Origin of the sequence: Klebsiella sp. SWET4 (assembly GCF_024296565.1) — a bacterium.
GTDB classification, from domain to species: Bacteria; Pseudomonadota; Gammaproteobacteria; order Enterobacterales; family Enterobacteriaceae; genus Klebsiella; species Klebsiella variicola.
In genome coordinates this window covers 119,651-140,016 of record NZ_JANCOB010000002.1, presented here as the reverse complement: position 1 = coordinate 140,016, position 20,366 = coordinate 119,651, and the positions used below count along the sequence as shown (strand labels likewise).

Here is a 20,366-nt window from a genome sequence, read left to right as displayed (position 1 = left end):
GCGGGGTTTTGACATAAAAAGGTGAAACTGACCGATAAGCCGCGTTCTTTTGGTACAGCGTCGTGGACAGTCATTCATCCTGTCCCCGCTATTCGAATAGCAAAAACCCCGCCGGAGCGGGGTTTTTGCATAAAGAGGTGAAACTGACCGATAAGCCGGGTTCTGTCGTGGACAGTCATTCATCTAGGCCAGCAATCGCTCACTGGCTCAAGCAGCCTACCCGGGTTCAGTACGGGCCGTACCTTATGAACCCCTATTTGGCCTTGCTCCGGGTGGAGTTTACCGTGCCGCGGACTGTTACCAGCCGCGCGGTGCGCTCTTACCGCACCCTTTCACCCTTACCTGATCCCGCTTACGCGGGCCATCGGCGGTTTGCTCTCTGTTGCACTGGTCGTGGGCTGTGACACCCCCCAGGCGTTACCTGGCACCTTGCCCTATGGAGCCCGGACTTTCCTCCCCTCCGCCCGTCTCCCCCCGAAGGAGGACGACGACGAAGCGGCGACTGTCTGGTCAGCTTCGGCGCGCAGTATAGAGGGTTTACCGCCCGTTGTCATCCTTCTGTCGTCATCCCAACCTGCAGGGTGGCGGCGATATTGCGCGACGCGCGGTAAATGTTATCAAATGCCCCGCGAAATGCCTCTTCCAGCGTCGAAACTGTGGTTAACACGCTGAAAACCGCATCGATGCCGTGATGATGAACCACGCCGACGTCGTGGGTCAGGCTGCCAGCAATACCGATCACCGGCTTACGGTATTTTTTCGCCACCCGGGCTATCCCCACCGGCACCTTACCGTGAATAGACTGGCTATCGATCCGCCCTTCTCCGGTGACCACCAGCGAGCAGTCATGGATCTGCTCTTCCAGCTTCAGCGCCTCGGTAACGATCTCAATCCCGCTACGCAGTTCCGCATTAAGAAAGGCCATCAGCGCCGCGCCCATGCCGCCGGCCGCCCCCGCCCCGGGGATCGGCTTAACGTCCACCTGCAGCGACGCCTTAATGACGTCGGCGAAGTGCGCCAGATTACGATCCAGCTCAACGATCATCGCCTCGGTCGCCCCTTTCTGCGGGCCAAAGATCCGCGACGCGCCGCGCTCGCCCACCAGCGGGTTAGTGACGTCGCAGGCCACGTGGATCATCCTGTCACGTAAGCGTGGATCGATGGCGGAAAGATCGATCCGGCTCAGACGGCTCAGGCTACCGCCGCCATGGCCGATCTCCTGCCCCTCGGCGTCGCAAAGGCGGGCGCCTAGCGCCTGCATCATGCCCGCTCCACCGTCGTTGGTCGCACTGCCGCCGATACCGATAATGATCCGTTTCGCGCCATGTTCCAGCGCCTGTAATATCAGCTCGCCGGTACCGCGTGAAGTGGTGATGAGAGGGTTGCGTTTTTCGGGCGGAACGAGTCCCAGGCCGCTGGCCGCCGCCATCTCAATAAACGCAGTGACGCCATCGCCGGACATGCCCCAGCAGGCCTCCACTTTCTCGCCCAGCGGGCCAGTCACCCATGCGGAATGTTCCGTTCCCTGCGTCGCGGCAATCATCGCCTCCACCGTTCCCTCGCCGCCGTCGGCGACGGGCATGGAAACATACTGCGCGTCGGGGAAAATTTCACGGAATCCTTTTTCTATCGCCTGAGCTACCTCGGCGGCAGACAGGCTTTCTTTGTAAGAGTCTGGGGCAATGACGATTTTCATAAGTTTGTAGCCTGACCGTGCCGCGCAAGGCAAGAATAACAGGGCGCGTGGTGCGCCCTTCTTGTTAGCGAGTGACTTCCACTTTCGCCAGTTTTTCGTAATAGCACGCCAGCGCGCTATGGTCCGCGGTGCCCAGACCGTCCGCACGCAGCGCCTGCATCATCTCCATTACCGCCGCCGTCAGCGGTAGCTGAGCGCCCACGCCATGGGACGTATCCAGGGCGTTCGCCAGATCTTTAATATGCAGGTCGATACGGAATCCCGGCTTGAAGTTACGATCCATCACCATCGGCGCTTTGGCATCCAGCACGGTACTGCCCGCCAGGCCGCCACGGATCGCCTGATATACCAGATCCGGATTGACGCCAGCTTTGGTCGCCAGAGTCAGCGCTTCAGACATCGCCGCGATGTTCAGGGCGACAATCACCTGGTTAGCCAGTTTGGTGACGTTACCCGCGCCGATGTCGCCGGTATGCACCACGGAGCCCGCCATCGCTTTCATCAGATCGTAGTATTTATCAAAGATCGCCTTATCGCCGCCGACCATCACCGACAGGGTGCCGTCGATGGCTTTTGGTTCGCCGCCGCTCACCGGCGCATCCAGCATATCAATACCCTTGGCTTTCAGCGCTTCGCTGATTTCCCGACTCGCCAGCGGCGCGATAGAGCTCATATCAATCACCACGGTGCCCGGCTTTGCGCCTTCGATAATGCCGTTTTCACCCAGCGCCACCTCTTTCACATGCGGAGAGTTTGGCAGCATGGTAATGATCACGTCACATTGCTCAGCAATCGCCTTCGGCGTCGTTGCGGTCTCAGCACCCGCGGCAATCACGTCGGCAATCGCTTCCGGGTTACGGTCGGACACCACCAGCGAATAACCTGCTTTCAGCAAATTTTTGCTCATCGGTTTACCCATAATGCCAAGACCGATAAAACCTACTTTGATTGTCATAATGTTCTCTCTCTTCATCCTGGTGATTATTTTTTAAACGCATCAGCAAGTTTCTGCGTTGCTGAGCGGAAGACCCCCAGATCGCTGCCGACGGCGACGAAGGTCGCGCCCCATTCCAGATAGCGGCGCGCATCGGCTTCCACCGGCGCCAGAATGCCACTTGGCTTACCGTGTTTCTTCGCGCTGGCGAAGATATGCTGGATGGCGCGCTGTACCTCAGGATGGGCGGCATTGCCCAGATGACCTAAGGCCGCGGCCAGGTCGCTCGGGCCGACGAACAGGCCGTCGACGCCGTCGGTCGCGGCAATCGCCTCGACGTTGTCCACCCCGGTCTGGCTCTCAATCTGCACCAGAATGGAAATGTTCTTGTTGGACTGGGCGAAGTAGTCCGCCACGGTGCCGAACATATTGCCGCGGTGGGAAACGGAGACCCCGCGGATCCCTTCCGGCGGATAACGGGTCGACGCCACCGCCTGCGCCGCCTGTTCAGCCGTCTCGACAAACGGCACCAGGAAGTTATAGAAGCCGATGTCCAGCATGCGCTTGATGATGATCGGCTCATTGGTCGGCACACGGACTACCTGCGCGCTGGAGCTGCCCTTCAGCGCCATCAGCTGTGGGATAAGCGTGGTCACGTCGTTCGGCGCGTGTTCCGCATCCAGCACCAGCCAGTCGAAACCGGCCAGACCCAGCACCTCGGTGCTGATCGGGTTAGCCAGCGCGCACCAGCAGCCAATCTGCACCTGATGAGCCGCCAGCGCGGCCTTAAATTTGTTCGGGAAAATTGCGTTATCCATGATGTTTACCTTGCGTTAATCGTTGCTTACTTCTGCAATTCCAGGCGTTTAATCTCGCGAACCATAAATATAATCAGCAGAATAAAATAGCGAGTTGGTATTCCTTGTTTCTCATCCCATCCAGGATCATGAAGATATTCATCAAACACAGAACACCTTTTATTATTTTTTTAATCGGGTTCTTTATTTGTTAAATAGACGATATCAACGCTCTCTTATTGCCTATCGGCTACCTCAAAAACATGACACAGTATAATCAGCCTGCCATCGCCAGACACCATGCATAATCACAATATAAATGTCTTATCTGACGCTTTAGTTAGGCAAATGCCACAAGTCATGGGCGCTAATCCACAGTTCTCATGATTGCCTGTCGGTGCGTGAGCGTCATCGCCGAGAGGGGTGACACAGATCACATTTTAAAGCCATTACTCCTGACATTCTTTATTTCATTATTCTTTTCTACAGCACCAGAATGACCATTTCATTCTTTTTTTAGCACCTGTTTGGAGATGACTGGACAATGGCTGACATTGCAATTCGACAACAATCGCCAACCGCGTTTTATATTAAAGTTGACCCGACAGATAACGTGGCGATTATTGTCAACGATCGGGGATTGACCGCCGGAACACGTTTCCCGGACGGCCTGACGCTCGTCGAACACATCCCACAGGGTCATAAAGTAGCCCTGGTGGATATCCCTGCCCGCGGTGAAATCATCCGCTACGGAGAAGTGATTGGCTTCGCCGTGCGCGACATCCCACAGGGAAGCTGGATTGACGAATCGCTGGTGGAACTGCCCACCGCCCCGCCGTTGAACACCCTGCCGCTGGCGACCAAAGTGCCTGAACCCCTACCGCCGCTGGAAGGCTATACCTTTGAAGGGTACCGCAATGCCGATGGCAGCGTGGGCACCAAGAACCTGCTGGGCATCACCACCAGCGTGCACTGTGTTGCGGGCGTGGTTGATTATGTGGTGAAAATCATTGAACGCGACCTGCTGCCGAAATACCCCAACGTCGACGGCGTGGTAGGCCTGAACCACCTCTACGGTTGCGGCGTGGCGATTAATGCACCGGCGGCGGTAGTGCCAATTCGCACTATCCACAATATCGCCCTCAACCCGAATTTCGGCGGCGAGGTGATGGTCATTGGCCTCGGCTGTGAAAAGCTGCAGCCGGAACGCCTGCTGCAGGGCACGGAAGACGTCAAAAGTATCCCGGTGGACAGCGCCAGCATCGTCAGCCTGCAGGATGAAAAGCATGTTGGTTTTAAATCGATGGTCGATGACATTCTGCAGGTCGCCGAGCGCCACCTGGCGAAACTGAACCAGCGCCAGCGGGAAACCTGTCCGGCTTCAGAGCTGGTGGTCGGCATGCAGTGCGGCGGCAGCGACGCCTTCTCCGGTGTGACCGCCAACCCGGCGGTGGGTTACGCGTCCGACCTGCTGGTGCGCTGCGGCGCGACGGTGATGTTCTCGGAAGTGACCGAAGTCCGCGACGCCATCCATCTGTTAACCCCGCGGGCGATTAACGAAGAGGTCGGCAAACGCCTGCTGGAAGAGATGGCCTGGTACGATAACTATCTCGACATGGGCAAAACCGACCGCAGCGCCAACCCCTCCCCCGGCAACAAAAAAGGCGGCCTGGCTAACGTGGTGGAAAAAGCGCTGGGTTCTATTGCTAAATCAGGGAAAAGCGCCATCGTCGAGGTGCTCTCTCCAGGCCAGCGCCCAACCAAGCGCGGCCTGATTTATGCCGCTACCCCCGCCAGCGATTTTGTCTGCGGCACCCAGCAGGTCGCCTCTGGCATTACCGTGCAGGTGTTCACCACCGGTCGCGGCACACCGTATGGCCTGATGGCGGTACCCGTAATAAAAATGGCGACCCGTACCGAGCTGGCCAACCGCTGGTATGACTTAATGGACATTAACGCCGGGACCATCGCCACTGGCGAAGAGACGATTGAGGATGTCGGGCGGAAGCTGTTCGAATTTATTCTCGACGTCGCCAGCGGACGCAAGAAAACCTTCTCCGATCAATGGGGCCTGCACAACCAGCTGGCGGTGTTTAACCCGGCGCCGGTGACCTGATCGAGAGCGTGAGAATTTAACTACTTTTAGCCCGGATTTATCCGGGCTTGTTGGTTACGGATGCTGTGCGGCAAGGAAAGCGATTCTGCCCTTTTCTTCCGACATTTCTTCCGACATTTCTTCCGACATTTCTTCCGACATATCGGATGACGTTCAAGCCGCCCTTCAATTTCTGAAGAGCGGCTTGCTGCTCCCAAAGTCAGTTTACAGGCTTACTCCCCCTGCTGCTCCAGGGCGTACTTATACAACGCATTTTTCTTCACGCCGTGGATCTCCGCGGCCAGCGCGGCGGCTTTCTTCAGCGGCAGCTCCGCTTGCAGCAGCGCCAGGGTACGCAGCGCGGCTGCCGGCAGCGCCTCTTCCTGGGCCTTAAAGCCTTCGACAATCAACACCATCTCGCCTTTGCGGCGGTTTTCGTCTTCCTTCACCCACGCCACCAGCTCGCCGATCGGCGCGCCGTGGATAGACTCCCAGGTTTTGGTCAGCTCGCGGGCCAGCACCACGTAGCGGGATTCTCCCAGTACCGCGCAGATATCTTCCAGACTCTCCACCAGACGGTGCGTTGACTCATAGAAGATGAGAGTGCGCGGTTCTTCTTCCAGCGCCTTCAGGGTATCGCGACGGCCTTTCGATTTCGCCGGCAGGAAGCCTTCATAGCAGAAACGGTCGGAAGGCAGACCGGCGGCGCTCAGGGCGGCGATGGCCGCACAGGGACCCGGCAGCGGCACCACGCGAATATTCGCTTCGCGGCAGGTGCGCACCAGATGATAGCCAGGGTCGTTAATCAGCGGCGTGCCGGCATCGGAGACCAGCGCGATGTTTTGCCCTTCTTTCAGTTTAGCGAGAAGTGTTTCCGCCTTTTGCTGCTCGTTATGGTCGTGAAGCGCAAATAAGCGGGCGTTAATCGCAAAATGTTGCAGCAGCAAACCGGTGTGGCGGGTATCTTCCGCAGCAATTAAATCAACAGCTTGCAACACTTCCAGTGCGCGCTGCGTGATATCAGACAGATTCCCTATCGGAGTGGGCACAATATAGAGCTGCCCCTGAGAATTATCCGCTGATTCGTGTTGTTTCATTGTCTCGTCCGTATTGCCGATTTAATATTGAGCATTGAGCCAAAAAAATATCACTGGACACTTATGGTACCGTCAACATTTCTTCGTTCTAAGCCCGCGCGCTGTCTGCCCGTATTGCTGGCGACGCTTCTTTTTGCTGGCTGCGGCACCCACACGCAGGATCAAAGCACGGCGTTTATGCAGGGTACATCGCAGGCCAACTCCAGTTTCTACCTACAGCAGATGCAGCAAAGCACGAATGATAGCAAGACCAACTGGCAATTACTCGCCATTCGTGCACTGCTGCAGGAAGGGAAGAAGCAGCAGGCCATCGACCTGTACAACCAGCTGCCGTCGAACCTGAACAGCACCCAGGCCCGTGAACAGTCGCTGCTGGCGGTGGAAGTGAAGCTGGCGCAAAACGACTATCAGGGCGCTCGTACTCTGCTGGCAAAGCTCGACCCGACAAGCCTGGATCAACCCCAGCAGGCGCGCTACTGGCAGGCGCAAATCGATGCCAGCCAGGGCAAACCATCGCTGACCCTGCTGCGCGCCTTAATCGCCCAGCAGCCGCTGCTGAGTGACGCGAAACAGCGTCAGAAAAATATTGATGCGACGTGGCAAGCGCTCACCTCGATGCCCCAGGACCAGGCCAATGCGCTGGTGATCAACGCCGATGAAAATACCCTCCAGGGCTGGCTGGATCTGCAGCGGATGTGGTTTGACAACCGCAACGATCCGACGCTGCTGAAAGCAGGCGTTAAAGACTGGCAGACGCGCTATCCGCAAAATCCGGGCGCCAAAATGCTGCCGACGGCGCTGGTGAACATGCAAAACTATAAGCCCGCGTCCACCAACAAGATTGCGCTTTTTCTGCCGCTGAACGGTCAGGCGTCGATATTCGGCCGCACTATCCAGCAGGGCTTTGAAGCCGCCAAAAATGGTGCGCCGTCGGTGACGGGTAGCGCCGTTCCCGCGCAGGTTGCCCAGGCGGCGAATGTCTCCGGTAATGATGATGTAGTGAGTCCGTCGCAGGCAGAAGTCAGCGATCTAACCGCCACCGGAAGCCGCGCTGAACCGGTGCAAGCCCCGGCACAAGACCAGGCGGCGCCTGCCGCGGAACCTACAGCCCAGGCGCCGGCAGCGTCCGCCACGCCGCAGACCACCGCTTCCCCGGTCACTCAGCCGGTCACCGCCCCGACCGCACAGCCTCAGCCCGCAGTCGCCAGCGCCGCCAACCCCTCTGCGGAACTAAAAATTTACGACACCACCAGCCAGCCCATCAGTCAGTTGCTTGCCCAGGCTCAACAGGACGGCGCCACTTTAGTCGTCGGGCCGCTGCTGAAAGAGAACGTAGATGATGTGATTAAGAGCAACACGCCGCTCAATGTACTGGCCCTCAACCAGCCGGAGAAAGTCGAAAGCCGCGCTAACCTCTGCTATTTCGCGCTTTCCCCTGAAGACGAAGCGCGTGACGCGGCCCGACATATCCACCAACAGGGCAAACAGACGCCACTGCTGCTGGTTCCGCGCGGTGCGCTGGGCGATCGCGTGGTTAGCGCGTTTGCCGACGAATGGCTGAAGCTGGGCGGCGCCAGCGTCCTGCAGCAGCGTTTTGGATCCACGGCCGAGCTGCGCGCCGGCGTCAACGGCGGAGGGGGCATTGCGCTGACCGGCACCCCGGTCTCCACCCTGCCTTCGGCCCAGAACAGTTCCCTCGGCAGTGCGGATGAGATGCCGGTGAGCAGCGGCGGCAGCGTGGACGCCGCCTATATCCTCGCCACCCCGGAACAGATTGCCTATATCAAACCCATGATCGCCATGCGCAACGGCAGTCAAAACAATGTCACCCTGTACGCCAGCTCGCGCAGCGCCCAGGGCACCGCAGGGCCGGATTTCCGTCTGGAGATGGAAGGGCTGCAGTATAGTGAGATCCCGATGCTGGCCGGCAGCAACCCGGCGCTGATGCAGCAGGCGCTGTCCGCTGTACGTAATGACTACTCGCTGGCGCGCCTGTATGCCATGGGGGCTGACGCCTGGTCACTGGCGAACCACTTCACGCAAATGCGCCAAACGCCGGGCTTCGAGCTGAACGGCAATACCGGCGATCTGACGGCCACCCAGGACTGCGTGATTAACAGGAAACTGTCATGGCTCAAGTACCAGCAGGGAAAAATCGTTCCGGCCAGCTAAGCAAACAGACTGGCGATGCCTGGGAAAACCAGGCTCGCCGCTGGCTGGAAGGCCAGGGCCTGCGTTTTATCGCCGCCAATGCCCGCGAGCGTGGCGGCGAAATTGACCTCATCATGCGCGACGGCGCCGTCACCGTTTTTGTCGAGGTGCGCTACCGCCGTAGCGCCCGGTACGGTGACGCGGCGGCCAGCGTCACCCCGCAAAAACAACAACGACTGCTTAAAGCCGCCCGTTTGTGGCTCTGCCGACAGAATGGGAGCTTTGAGACTGTGGATTGCCGTTTCGATGTGGTAGCCTTCACCGGAAACGACATCCAATGGCTAAAAAACGCCTTTGGCGAATAGCGTAATACCAGAAGTAAGGGATCCCGTGCTCGACAGAATCAAAGCCTGCTTTACCGAAAGCATTCAAACCCAAATTGCCGCAGCGGAAGCACTCCCGGACGCCATCTCCCGGGCGGCGATGACGCTCGTGCAGTCCCTGCTCAACGGCAACAAAATCCTCTGTTGTGGTAATGGCACCTCCGCCGCCAACGCACAGCATTTTGCTGCCAGCATGATTAATCGTTTTGAAACGGAACGCCCTGGTTTACCCGCCATTGCACTAAATACCGATAATGTGGTCTTAACCGCGATCGCCAACGATCGCCTGCATGACGAGATCTACGCCAAGCAGGTGCGCGCCCTGGGACACGCCGGCGATGTGCTGCTGGCGATCTCTACGCGCGGTAACAGCCGGGATATCGTCAAAGCGGTGGAAGCCGCCGTGACTCGCGACATGACTATCGTCGCGTTAACCGGCTATGACGGCGGTGAGCTGGCTGGCCTCTTAGGTCAGCAGGATGTCGAAATCCGCATCCCCTCGCATCGCAGCGCGCGTATTCAGGAGATGCATATGCTAACCGTCAACTGTCTGTGCGATTTGATAGATAACACCCTTTTTCCACACCAGGACGATTAAGGAGAACACATGAAGGCTCTCTCGCCCCTCGCCATCCTGCTTTCTGCACTATTGCTGCAGGGCTGCGTTGCCGCCGCGGTAGTCGGAACGGCAGCTGTCGGCACTAAAGCCGCAACGGACCCGCGTACGGTGGGAACCCAGGTCGATGACAGCACCCTGGAACTGCGCGTCAATAGCGCCTTGTCGAAAGATGAACAGATTAAGAAACAGGCCCGCATCAACGTCACGGCTTATCAGGGCAAAGTCCTGCTGACCGGCCAGTCGCCGACGCCGGACCTCTCCGCCCGCGCCAAGCAAATCGCCATGGGCGTGGAAGGGACCACGGAAGTGTTTAATGAAGTGCGCCAGGGCCAGCCGATTGGTTTAGGGACCGCCTCGTCTGATACCTGGATTACCACCAAGGTGCGTTCGCAGCTGCTGAGCACCGATCAGGTCAAATCCTCGAACGTGAAGGTGACCACGGAAAACAGCGAAGTCTTCCTGATGGGGCTGGTGACCGAGCGCGAAGGCCGGGCTGCCGCGGATATTGCCAGCCGGGTGAGCGGCGTGTCCCGGGTGACTACCGCCTTTACCTACATCAAATAAACCTGCAGTCTCCCGGCTGGCGCTGCGCTTAGCCGGGCTACCGTCCCCTGTCCGTTGTGTGCCGGGTAAGGCGTAGCCGCCGCCCGGCAGCCAATCCGGCTATCCATACGTTTACGGCAAACTACACCAGCGCCAGCGCACCGACAATCGCCCCGCACAGCGCCACCAGTCCGCCCGTCAGCCACAGCGCTTTGGCGGGGAAGGCTTTGCGCAGCATAATCAGCGACGGCACGCTCACCGCCGGCAGAGTGATGAGCAGCGCCAGCGCGGGCGCTGTCCCCATGCCAGCCAGCATCATCGTCTGCACAATCGGAATTTCCGCCGCGGTAGGGATCACAAACAGGCAGCCGGCGATCGCCATCGCGATGACCCAGAACAACGTGTTATCCACCGCGCCATCGGCGTGCGGGAACAGCCAGACCCGCGCCGCTCCCAGCACCAGTACCGCGAGGATATAAACCGGGATCGTGTTCCAGAACAGGGTCCACAGCGCCCGCAGCCAGCGGCTAAAGAAGCTGTCTCTGGCCGCTTCAGACGGTGCAGCAGGCACCGCTACCGGCTGCGTCGCCGCCTCTTTCACCCATTTCTGCACCAGGGTCGCAACAATCAGCACCGTCGCCAGGCCAGCGACCAGGCGAACCAGCGCAAACTGCCAGCCCAGGACAAAGCCCATAAACACCAGTGTCGCCGGGTTGAGCAGCGGGTTACCCATCCAGAACGCCAGCGCCCCGCCCATCGACACCTGTTGTTTACGCATGCCGGCCGCGACCGGCGCGGCGCAGCAGGTGCACATCATGCCAGGCAGTGAAAAAATCGCCCCCAGCAGCGTGCCCTGAAAACGCGATTGTCCCAGGGTGCGCAGCAGCCAATCGCGCGGGATGAGCACCTGAATCAGCGACCCGAGCAGCACGCCGAGCACTGCCGCTTTCCAGACGGCGAGGAAGTAAACCATCGCATAGTCCCACGCGGCTTTCAGCGGATTGGCGTCGGCCTGGGCGAGAATGGATTTACCGATACTGTGGGTTTCCGCGGCGGTGAAGGCTTTCCCGTAATAGGGCTGCCATTTGACGAACCACAGGCCGACAATCACGACGAGAAAGAAAAGCGCGGGTTTCCACCATTGAAACGGTGACGCCGCCTGAGATGAAGACTGACCAGTCATAGCATTCCCCAGCAAGAAATGTGGATATGAATTGAAGCCGTGAATAGTACGCCGGATATTTGCGTTTGCAAAACGCTATTCAGCCTGCTGCGCGGCGCGCTCCCGCAGCTGGGATGACGTCAGAATTTGCACGCCTTCCTGGGAGGGCGACAGCGCCTCCGCCAGCAGGGCAATCGCCACGTCACGGGCCGGAATCGCTTTCCAGTTTCCTGGCAGCAGCCGGAACAGCGGTTCGAGGAAAGTCTCATTGGCCCGTTTTTTTTCCCGCTCGCCTGACAGCATCGACGGCCGGGCGATGGTCAGCCGCGGCCAGGCCTGTTCAATCAACGCCGCCTCCATTTCCCCCTTCACCCGATTGTAGAAAAACGGCGAGTGGGCATTGGCGCCCATCGCGCTAACCACCAGCATATGTTGCGCACCAAGTCGTTTGCCGGTCAGCGCGGTATCAACCACCAGCGTGTAGTCAGCATGGACAAAGGCCTCTTTGCTTCCCGCTTCCCGACGCGTCGTCCCCAGGCAACAGAAGACGATATCGACCGGGTCGACTACCTGCGCCAGGGCATCGGTCAGCTGGGGATCGTGGGGATTAAAGACACCTTCCGCCGGCGCCAGAGGGCGACGCGTCGGCGCGGCGATGGTGCTGATGCTCGGCTCATTCTGCAGCAGCCGGAGTAAGTGACCGCCAACTAACCCGGTCGCACCGGTTAATAATACCTGACTCATTGATTCTCCTTTACAGAATTCTCCGCCTTGCACTTTCGGGCTCATGTTCCAGGCTTAATACCTTACAAGGTAAGTATCCACCATCATCATGGAATTACCTCATTGACCATCCAGATAGCGGAGGAAGCATGAGTAAAAAGATAGCCGTGCTCATTACCGACGACTTTGAAGATTCTGAATTTACCTCTCCCGCCGACGCGTTCAAGCTCGCCGGGCATCAGGTCGTCACGATCGAAAAGCAGGCTGGCAAGACGGTGAAGGGTAAACAGGGAGAAGCGGAGGTGGCCATCGACAGAGCCATTGATGACGTCACACCGGGCGAATTTGATGCCTTGCTGCTGCCCGGGGGCTATTCCCCTGATCAGCTGCGCGGGGATGAACGCTTCGTCACCTTTACCCGCGATTTCGTCAACGGCGGGAAGCCGGTGTTTGCCATCTGCCATGGCCCACAGCTGCTGATCAGCGCCGATGTGATCCGCGGGCGTAAGCTCACGGCGGTGAAGCCTATCGTGGTGGATGTGAAAAACGCCGGGGGCGAGTTTTACGACCAGGAGGTGGTGGTCGATAACGAACAGCTGGTCACCAGCAGAACGCCGGACGATCTGCCGGCCTTCAATCGCGAAGCGCTACGCCTGCTCGGCGCCGGCATCACGCCGCCAGTGTAACTTTTTCCCGAAGCCCAGCGTGTTATCGGTAAACTTGATTTCGTCCGGACGAATCTCCCATACCGGCGCCGACAGCATGCGGGCCACTGGAAAGCGCTTGACGTAGCGCTGGCGCATCCGCGCCTCTTCGTCACCGCTCAGACGACGGATCTCGCCTTTGAACTGCACGCCGCGGATCAGGGCCACGGTTTTTGGCTGGCCATTAACCGTACCGGCCACTTTCGCCCGTTCGCCGGTCATCTGACCGTGGCGGGTGTGCTCATCGCTGAGCAGATAAAAGGCCACGGTATCCGGGTCATAGACGTAAAAGGCATTCGCACACCACAGCTCGTCGTCGCGGGAGACGCACCAGGTGACGACGTGCTGCTTACTCAGCCAGCGACCAATGGCAGCAAGGGTTTCCATCTTTCTTCTCCATTATGCTATGGTGCACACACCTTACCATAGTGACTTTGTGACCGTGTGCTGGTTTCTGTATCTCATTCGAACCGCGGACAATCGCCTTTATACCGGCATCACCACCGATGTGCCGCGCCGCTTTCGCCAGCATCAGGCGGGAAAAGGCGCGAAGGCGTTGCGCGGTAAAGGCGACCTGCTGCTGGCCTTTAGCCACGAGGTTGGTGAACACTCACTTGCGTTGCGACTGGAATACCGCGTTAAGCAGCTAACGAAGCGCGAAAAAGAGCGCCTCGTTGCCGGAGAGGATGCCTTCGATACCCTGCTGGCGAGGCTCAAAGGCGATTAAAATGGTCGCTGTATTCTACCTGGCCGTGGACGCCTTCGAGAGCGTCATCCGCCAGACGGTGAACCTGGAACGCCTCCGCGCTGTCCGGCCAGCGGCAGCGGAGATCGAAGCGCGCGGCCGGCTCAAAGCCGAAGCGACGGTATAAATCCGGGTCGCCCAGCGTCACCACCGCGGCATAGCCGAACTCATTCAGCGAATCCAGCCCTTCATAGACCAGTTGCCGGCCAATGCCCTGTCCACGATAGTGTTCATCCACCGCCAACGGCGCCAGACCGACCCACTGCAGCTCTTCACCTTCCACTGCAACCGGGCTGAAGGCAACGTAGCCGATCACCTGGCCTTCATCATCCGTTGCCACCACCCCCAGCGTGATCAGTCCATCTTCACGCAGATCGTGCACCAGCTGCGCTTCGGCATCGCGGCCGAAGGTACGACGCAGCAGCGCGTCGATTCCCGGTGCATCAATCCCAATCTCCACTCGAATCAGCATGCCTCACCTACCGATGTCTGTTCAGGTTTCTGCGGGCTCTTCAGTCCAGCTTCGACAAAATCCGCCAGTTGCAGCAACATCACGCGCAGCGCTTTTGGCATCTGCTCGAGCTCAATGGCGTCCATCAAATTTTTTACGTACAGCCCCAGCTCCGTATCGCCTTCAATCACCAGACGACGCTGGAAGAATAGCGTATCCGGATCCTGCTTGCGCGCGGCAATCATTAACAGATCGCTGGCGTCGGCGCTGAAGCTGACGTCGGCGTCGGCCTGCTGGCTGACCACCAGGCGACCATCGACTACCGAGGTATACCACAGCAGACCGATGTCACGCACATGAATACTTAACCAGCGCCCCTCGAGAAACGCCAGTTCTCCCTCTGCCAGCGCCTGACGGAACTGCCAGCTTAGCACCTGCTCCAGCACCTGGCGCTTGAGGGCAAAAGGCGCCAGCTTAACCGGCACGCTCAGTAAAGACGGGCCAAAGTGGACCAGCCGGGAACGCAGTTTATCCAACACAAGCTTTACTCCATGAATGCAATTGTTCCGCTATTGTGCCATATCACATAAACAACATAGCGGCGTAAATCAACAAAAACGCGATGACGGCCGCCAGTTATTGGCGCCACCAATACACTTTTAACTGCCTCAAATCAAAAATTGTCACCAGAAGGTTAACTAAAATCCCTGCTCGTTAACCATTCAGCGTCCCTGACGGGCCGCATTTTTCAGGAAAAATTATGGAGCTGCTCTGCCCAGCCGGTAACCTTCCGGCGCTTAAGGCGGCCATCGAAAACGGCGCCGATGCCGTCTATATCGGGCTGAAAGATGACACCAACGCCCGCCACTTTGCCGGCCTTAATTTCACCGAAAAGAAACTGCAGGAAGCCGTCAGCTTTGTGCATCAGCACCGTCGTAAGCTACATATTGCGATCAACACCTTCGCCCATCCCGACGGCTACGCCCGCTGGCAGCGCGCGGTGGACATGGCCGCCCAGCTGGGCGCCGATGCGCTGATCCTGGCCGATATCGCCATGCTGGAGTATGCCGCGGAGCGTTATCCACACATTGAGCGTCACGTTTCGGTGCAGGCTTCCGCCACCAATGAAGAGGCCATTCGCTTCTATCATCGCAACTTTGACGTGGCACGCGTCGTACTACCACGAGTGTTATCTATTCACCAGGTGAAGCAGTTGGCCCGTGCCACGCCGGTGCCGCTGGAAGTCTTCGCCTTCGGTAGCCTGTGCATCATGGCGGAAGGCCGCTGCTATCTCTCTTCCTACCTGACCGGCGAATCGCCGAATACCGTCGGCGCCTGTTCACCTGCCCGCTTCGTGCGTTGGCAGCAAACGCCGCAGGGGCTGGAATCTCGCCTTAATGAGGTGCTGATCGACCGCTATCAGGATGGCGAAAACGCAGGCTATCCGACGCTGTGCAAAGGCCGCTATCTGGTCGATGGCGAGCGCTATCACGCACTGGAAGAACCCACCAGCCTAAACACCCTGGAGCTGTTGCCGGAGCTGATGGCCGCCAATATCGCCTCGGTGAAAATCGAAGGCCGTCAGCGCAGCCCGGCGTACGTCACCCAGGTGGCGAAAGTCTGGCGCCAGGCGATCGACCGCTGCAAAGCCGATCCGCAGAATTTTGTGCCGCAATCCGCCTGGATGGAAACCCTTGGTTCGATGTCCGAAGGGACGCAAACCACCCTTGGCGCCTATCACCGTAAATGGCAGTGAGAAACATGAAATATTCATTAGGGCCGGTGCTGTACTACTGGCCAAAAGAGACGCTGGAAGATTTTTACCAGCAGGCGGCAAACAGCAGCGCCGACACCATTTATCTCGGCGAAGCCGTGTGCAGCAAACGCCGCGCCACCAAAGTTGGCGACTGGATCGAGATGGCAAAAGCGCTGGCCGGTAGCGGCAAACAGGTGGTGCTGTCTACCCTCGCGCTGGTGCAGGCCTCTTCCGAACTGGGCGAACTGAAGCGCTATGTCGCTAACGGCGAGTTCCTGATTGAGGCCAGCGACCTTGGCGTGGTGAACCTCTGCGCCGAACGCAAGCTGCCGTTCGTTGCCGGGCATGCGCTGAACTGCTATAACGCCGTCACTCTGCGCCTGCTGCTCAAACAAGGCATGATGCGTTGGTGCATGCCGGTAGAGCTTTCCCGCGACTGGCTGGCAAATTTACTGACCCAGTGCGAAGAGCTGGGTATTCGCAACCAGTTTGAAGTGGAAGTGCTGAGCTACGGCCATCTGCCGCTGGCCTATTCCGCGCGCTGCTTTACCGCCCGCTCGGAAGACCGGCCAAAGGACGAATGCGAAACCTGCTGCATCAAGTACCCGACCGGATGCAGCATGCTGTCGCAGGAGAACCAGCAGGTGTTCGTGCTCAACGGTATCCAGACGATGAGCGGCTACGTCTATAACCTTGGCAACGAGTTAACCTCGATGCACGGCCTGGTGGATATGGTGCGCCTGTCGCCGATGGGCAACGAAACCTTCGCTATGCTAGAGGCCTTCCGCGCCAACGAAAACGGTGCTGCGCCACTGGATCTTACCAGCAATAGTGATTGCAACGGCTACTGGAAACGGCTGCCCGGTCTGGTGCTGCAAGCCTGATAAACCGCTCACTTTGTTAACAACAGTGCTCAGATTTTAATGCATTATTAAAGATGCAGCTTTTCTGGCTGGCGCGTCCAGGATGCGCCAGGCTGGAAGAAGACCTTCAATCTGATGACGATGCTGTAGCAAAGTGAGCCTTTATGACTGACAAATCTGTTCCGTTCTCGGTGCTCGACCTGGCGCCGATCCCGCAAGGATCTTCTGCCAAAGAAGCCTTTACCCACTCTCTGGATCTCGCCAGGCTGGCCGAATCGCGCGGCTATCACCGCTACTGGCTGGCGGAGCACCATAATATGGTCGGCATTGCCAGCGCGGCGACCTCAGTGCTGATAGGCTATCTCGCCGCCAATACCACCACTCTGCATCTCGGTTCCGGCGGGGTGATGCTGCCCAACCACTCACCGCTGGTGATCGCCGAGCAGTTCGGTACCCTGAATACCCTTTATCCCGGGCGTATCGATCTCGGCCTTGGCCGCGCGCCAGGCAGCGATCAGCCGACCATGCGCGCCCTGCGCCGCCATATGAGCGGCGATGTCGATAACTTCCCGCGCGACGTGGCGGAACTGGTGGACTGGTTTGACGCCCGCGATCCGAACCCGCACGTGCGTCCGGTTCCCGGCTATGGCGAACGAATTCCGGTGTGGCTGCTGGGCTCAAGCCTGTACAGCGCCCAGCTGGCGGCGCAGCTCGGCCTGCCGTTTGCTTTCGCCTCGCATTTCGCGCCGGATATGCTGTTCCAGGCGCTGCATCTGTATCGCAGCAATTTCAAACCTTCGGCGCGGCTGGAAAAACCGTACGCGATGGTGTGTATCAATATTATCGCCGCCGACAGCAACCGCGATGCGGAGTTCCTCTTTACCTCTATGCAGCAGGCGTTCGTTAAGCTGCGGCGCGGCGAAACCGGGCAGCTGCCGCCGCCGGTGGAAAATATGCATCAGCTGTGGTCAGCGTCCGAGCAGTATGGCGTGCAGCAGGCGTTAAGCATGTCGCTGGTCGGCGATAAGGCTAAGGTTCGTCATGGTTTAGAGTCGATTCTGCGCGAAACCGAGGCGGACGAAATCATGGTCAACGGCCAGATCTTCGACCATCAGGCGCGCCTGCATTCGTTTGATTTGGCGATGCAGGTGAAAGAGGAGCTGTTGGGATAGTGAGCTATGCGGCATTTTTGCCGCATTTTTTTCGCCCGCTAAACCATTTTGTGATCGTCTTCATTCATATTTTCGCATACCCCCCGTCTTATTACGTTGAGCGTAATTACATTACCTCTGGCGTAATTGTCCCCCTCATACAACGATGTTAGTTTTTTCTTTGTTTTATTTTTCAACCCTGAATCTGGTAAAAGAGAATACCCATGAGCCAACCAACTGCCCGTGCTATGTGGATCGGCGAGTGCTTATTAAAAGCGCTGTTAATGGAAGCCTCCGCCTGGCCTAAGCCCGGCCTTGTTACACCTCATTCACAAGGGGCGCATAAAGATATGGATATCTGGTTATTTATTACCAGTTCATCGGCTATTGCCCCCTGTTTTAGCGCGTGTGCCCATACCGGGGAAAATCATCAAGGCTCGTCAGGGGAACTCTTTACAGCAATACGTACCATTGGCATTCATTATGAGAATACGCTGCTGCGGGCAACACAGCAGGTTAATACCCAGCGCGGCATTCTTTTTTCCGGCGCGGTTCTGGCGACAGCGGCAGGATGGCTTTCCGGACGCGGGGAACCCCTCTCTTATCACGCCTTAAGTCAGTGCATCGCTGAACTCTGTCGCGATCTCTGCCGTCGGGATTTTGCCGCCCTGGCCGAACGCCCGGCGCAAACCCACGGTGAGAGATTGTATGTCGAATTCGGCATTACCGGCGTGCGCGGCGAGGCGGAGCAAGGCTTCCCACTGGTTTGCCAGATTGGCTTACCCGCGCTGCATCAGGCGCTGGACAACGGGTTGGCCTGGCGGGAAGCGCTTATTCATACGCTGCTCACCTTAATGGCCCATTGCGATGACACTACCGTGCTGTTTCGCGGCGGCCAGCAGGCGCTGGCGGAAATGAAGCAGTATGCCCGGCGTCTTGTGACGCAGGGCGGAATGTTTAACCCTGCGATCGAGCAGGAACTGGCTGATTTTAATTCATGGTGCCTGGATAAGTGGGTCAGCCCTGGCGGCTCGGCCGATTTATTAGCACTGTGTCTGGCGATGTATTTTCTTTGCCTCCAGCCGCAAGGAGATATGACATAAGGAAGAATATGAACATCTATTTTTATACTTTATTAACGTATGGCTTAACGATTGTAATTTCATTTGCGGTTGTCGGCATCATCGTTGGCGTCAACAAGATGATGAATAAGTTAAATATCACCGACGATTAATTTGTGAACTTTACCTTTGCCATCAGGAATATATTTATGGATATCTTTGTTAAGCTCTTTTCGGGCATTGGCACTTTTTTTATTGAAGACCCGAAAATAGCCATTGCACGTTTTCTGTTAATTGTTCTCGGCTTTATATTGGCCTGGATGGGATTCCGCCGGAAGCTTGAACCGTTAATTATGGTGCCGATGGGCCTTGGTATGATCGCGGTTAACGCCGGGGTACTGTTTCTGGCAGGCGGACAAACCGGGACCTTAATTCTCGACCCGATGGTCAGCGAACCTAACGAGCTGGTAAACCTGATGCAGGTAAACTTCCTGCAGCCGGTCTATAACTTCACCTTTAGCAATGGCCTCATCGCCTGTATCGTTTTCTTCGGCATTGGCGCAATGAGCGATATCAGCTTTATTTTGCTCCGCCCCTGGGCCAGCATTGTTGTCGCTCTGTTCGCCGAAGCGGGAACCTTCGCCGCGCTGCTGCTGGGTATTGAAGTATTCGGCCTGCCCGCCAACGAAGCCGCGTCGATTGCCACTATCGGCGGCGCAGATGGACCGATGGTGCTCTTTGCCTCCCTTATCCTGGCACCGAACCTGTTCGTCCCCATCGCCATTATCGCTTATCTCTACCTGAGCCTGACCTATGCCGGTTATCCGTACCTGGTGCGTCTGCTGGTACCGAAAAAATACCGTGGCATGGAAGTTGAAATTGACTACCCCACCGTATCAAAGAAAGCGAAATTCATCTTTACCGTCTGCTCCTGCCTGCTGTTGTGCCTGCTGCTGCCGGTCGCCGCGCCGCTGATCCTCTCGTTCTTCCTCGGCATCGCTATTAAAGAGGCAGAGATCGAACCGTTCCAGAAATTACTGGAATCCACGCTGACCTATACCGCAACGCTGTTTCTCGGCCTGCTGCTGGGCACGCTGTGCGAAGCGCAAACTATTCTCGACCCGAAAGTTGCCATCATCCTGATTCTTGGTATCGGCGCGCTGGCCATTTCCGCCGTCGGCGCTCTGCTGGGCGGCTGGTTTATCTGGTTTATCTGGTTTATATCGAAGGGACGTTATAACCCGGCTATCGGTATTGCGGGCGTCTCCTGCCTGCCGACGACAGCAAAAATCGCGCAGAAAGAGGTTAACCATGAGAACCCCTACGCCATCATCCTGCCGCTGGCGATGGGTGCGGGCGTGAGCGGTCTGATCGTCTCGGCTATCGCCACCGGGATCTTTATCTCCACGCTATTCCTGCTGAATTAATGGAGTCA

Annotated in this window: 21 protein-coding genes and 1 other RNA gene; 12 read left to right on the top strand and 10 right to left on the bottom strand. The window is 57.8% G+C overall.

All coding sequences use genetic code 11. From position 1 onward, the window contains the following. Positions 1-135 precede the first annotated feature (135 nt). The 4 genes from rnpB to garL all read right to left on the bottom strand — a co-directional run bounded on the left by rnpB (position 136) and on the right by garL (position 3,448). An RNA gene (gene rnpB, locus NKJ21_RS07460) (RNase P RNA component class A) lies at positions 136-518 on the bottom strand. 32 nt (positions 519-550) lie between these two features. After that, positions 551-1,696: a glycerate 2-kinase gene (gene garK / locus NKJ21_RS07455; RefSeq protein WP_032741020.1), complete on the bottom strand. Its 1,146-nt coding sequence runs from the start codon at positions 1,694-1,696 to the stop codon at positions 551-553. Between the two features lie 64 nt (positions 1,697-1,760). Further along, positions 1,761-2,651 (bottom strand): 2-hydroxy-3-oxopropionate reductase, encoded by an 891-nt coding sequence (garR, locus tag NKJ21_RS07450; RefSeq protein WP_012540492.1) that lies wholly within the window; start codon positions 2,649-2,651, stop codon positions 1,761-1,763. Positions 2,652-2,677: 26 nt separating this feature from the next. Beyond that, positions 2,678-3,448, bottom strand: a complete 771-nt coding sequence (gene garL / locus NKJ21_RS07445; protein ID WP_023298255.1) for a 2-dehydro-3-deoxyglucarate aldolase — start codon at positions 3,446-3,448, stop codon at positions 2,678-2,680. A gap of 523 nt (positions 3,449-3,971) precedes the next feature. Here garL and garD point away from each other — a divergent pair. Beyond that, entirely contained in the window at positions 3,972-5,543 is a 1,572-nt protein-coding gene (gene garD / locus NKJ21_RS07440) for a galactarate dehydratase (RefSeq protein ID WP_049157122.1), read from the top strand. Between the two features lie 212 nt (positions 5,544-5,755). Here the strand turns inward: garD and rsmI are convergent, their stop codons facing one another. Then, positions 5,756-6,619, bottom strand: a complete 864-nt coding sequence (gene rsmI, locus NKJ21_RS07435) for a 16S rRNA (cytidine(1402)-2'-O)-methyltransferase (RefSeq protein WP_004144878.1) — start codon at positions 6,617-6,619, stop codon at positions 5,756-5,758. A gap of 63 nt (positions 6,620-6,682) precedes the next feature. On the opposite strand from rsmI, the gene NKJ21_RS07430 reads away from it, so the two are divergent. The 4 genes from NKJ21_RS07430 to dolP are packed head-to-tail and all read left to right on the top strand — an operon-like array spanning position 6,683 to position 10,336. Beyond that, positions 6,683-8,791, top strand: a complete 2,109-nt coding sequence (locus NKJ21_RS07430) for a penicillin-binding protein activator (RefSeq protein ID WP_023323315.1) — start codon at positions 6,683-6,685, stop codon at positions 8,789-8,791. Further along, positions 8,749-9,135: a YraN family protein gene (locus NKJ21_RS07425; RefSeq protein ID WP_008806614.1), complete on the top strand. Its 387-nt coding sequence runs from the start codon at positions 8,749-8,751 to the stop codon at positions 9,133-9,135. The genes NKJ21_RS07430 and NKJ21_RS07425 overlap by 43 nt, the downstream gene beginning before the upstream one ends. Positions 9,136-9,160: 25 nt before the next feature. Beyond that, entirely contained in the window at positions 9,161-9,751 is a 591-nt protein-coding gene (gene diaA / locus NKJ21_RS07420) for a DnaA initiator-associating protein DiaA (RefSeq protein WP_002918211.1), read from the top strand. Positions 9,752-9,760: 9 nt separating this feature from the next. Continuing rightward, the gene (gene dolP / locus NKJ21_RS07415; RefSeq protein WP_008806615.1) at positions 9,761-10,336 is read left to right on the top strand and encodes a division/outer membrane stress-associated lipid-binding lipoprotein; all 576 of its coding nucleotides are present in this window, start codon (positions 9,761-9,763) and stop codon (positions 10,334-10,336) included. Positions 10,337-10,457: 121 nt separating this feature from the next. On the opposite strand, the gene NKJ21_RS07410 is transcribed toward dolP, so the two are convergent. Both NKJ21_RS07410 and NKJ21_RS07405 read right to left on the bottom strand, forming a co-directional pair. Continuing rightward, positions 10,458-11,498: a permease gene (locus NKJ21_RS07410; protein WP_008806616.1), complete on the bottom strand. Its 1,041-nt coding sequence runs from the start codon at positions 11,496-11,498 to the stop codon at positions 10,458-10,460. Positions 11,499-11,573: 75 nt separating this feature from the next. Further along, complete coding sequence (locus tag NKJ21_RS07405; protein ID WP_016161870.1) at positions 11,574-12,221, bottom strand: NAD(P)H-binding protein; 648 nt, start codon at positions 12,219-12,221, stop codon at positions 11,574-11,576. Positions 12,222-12,349: 128 nt separating this feature from the next. On the opposite strand from NKJ21_RS07405, the gene NKJ21_RS07400 reads away from it, so the two are divergent. Next, on the top strand, positions 12,350-12,886 hold the full coding sequence (locus NKJ21_RS07400; protein WP_008806618.1) for a type 1 glutamine amidotransferase domain-containing protein: 537 nt from the start codon (positions 12,350-12,352) through the stop codon (positions 12,884-12,886). Here the strand turns inward: NKJ21_RS07400 and NKJ21_RS07395 are convergent. After that, the gene (locus tag NKJ21_RS07395; protein ID WP_008806619.1) at positions 12,848-13,291 is read right to left on the bottom strand and encodes a YhbP family protein; all 444 of its coding nucleotides are present in this window, start codon (positions 13,289-13,291) and stop codon (positions 12,848-12,850) included. The two genes, NKJ21_RS07400 and NKJ21_RS07395, sit on opposite strands and share 39 nt — an antisense overlap. A 49-nt stretch (positions 13,292-13,340) precedes the next feature. Here NKJ21_RS07395 and NKJ21_RS07390 point away from each other — a divergent pair, with 49 nt between their 5' ends. Continuing rightward, the gene (locus tag NKJ21_RS07390; protein ID WP_032691467.1) at positions 13,341-13,631 is read left to right on the top strand and encodes a GIY-YIG nuclease family protein; all 291 of its coding nucleotides are present in this window, start codon (positions 13,341-13,343) and stop codon (positions 13,629-13,631) included. On the opposite strand, the gene NKJ21_RS07385 is transcribed toward NKJ21_RS07390, so the two are convergent. Continuing rightward, positions 13,618-14,121: a GNAT family N-acetyltransferase gene (locus NKJ21_RS07385; protein ID WP_008806621.1), complete on the bottom strand. Its 504-nt coding sequence runs from the start codon at positions 14,119-14,121 to the stop codon at positions 13,618-13,620. The two genes, NKJ21_RS07390 and NKJ21_RS07385, sit on opposite strands and share 14 nt — an antisense overlap. After that, positions 14,115-14,639, bottom strand: coding sequence for an SCP2 domain-containing protein (locus NKJ21_RS07380; protein ID WP_016161871.1), 525 nt, complete (start codon positions 14,637-14,639; stop codon positions 14,115-14,117). The genes NKJ21_RS07385 and NKJ21_RS07380 overlap by 7 nt, the downstream gene beginning before the upstream one ends. A gap of 221 nt (positions 14,640-14,860) precedes the next feature. Between NKJ21_RS07380 and NKJ21_RS07375 the strand changes: the two genes are divergently transcribed. From NKJ21_RS07375 to madB, 5 genes are all read left to right on the top strand, one after another. Further along, entirely contained in the window at positions 14,861-15,856 is a 996-nt protein-coding gene (locus NKJ21_RS07375; protein ID WP_004206164.1) for a peptidase U32 family protein, read from the top strand. A gap of 5 nt (positions 15,857-15,861) precedes the next feature. Further along, the gene (locus NKJ21_RS07370; RefSeq protein ID WP_239270430.1) at positions 15,862-16,740 is read left to right on the top strand and encodes a U32 family peptidase; all 879 of its coding nucleotides are present in this window, start codon (positions 15,862-15,864) and stop codon (positions 16,738-16,740) included. Positions 16,741-16,883: 143 nt separating this feature from the next. Beyond that, positions 16,884-17,891 (top strand): LLM class flavin-dependent oxidoreductase, encoded by a 1,008-nt coding sequence (locus tag NKJ21_RS07365; RefSeq protein ID WP_048268246.1) that lies wholly within the window; start codon positions 16,884-16,886, stop codon positions 17,889-17,891. Positions 17,892-18,094: 203 nt separating this feature from the next. Next, a complete protein-coding gene (locus NKJ21_RS07360; protein WP_110216499.1) occupies positions 18,095-18,973 on the top strand; it encodes a triphosphoribosyl-dephospho-CoA synthase in 879 nt (292 codons plus the stop codon). A gap of 167 nt (positions 18,974-19,140) precedes the next feature. Next, positions 19,141-20,358, top strand: a complete 1,218-nt coding sequence (gene madB, locus NKJ21_RS07355; RefSeq protein ID WP_254732820.1) for a Na+-transporting malonate decarboxylase, carboxybiotin decarboxylase subunit — start codon at positions 19,141-19,143, stop codon at positions 20,356-20,358. Positions 20,359-20,366 lie beyond the last annotated feature (8 nt).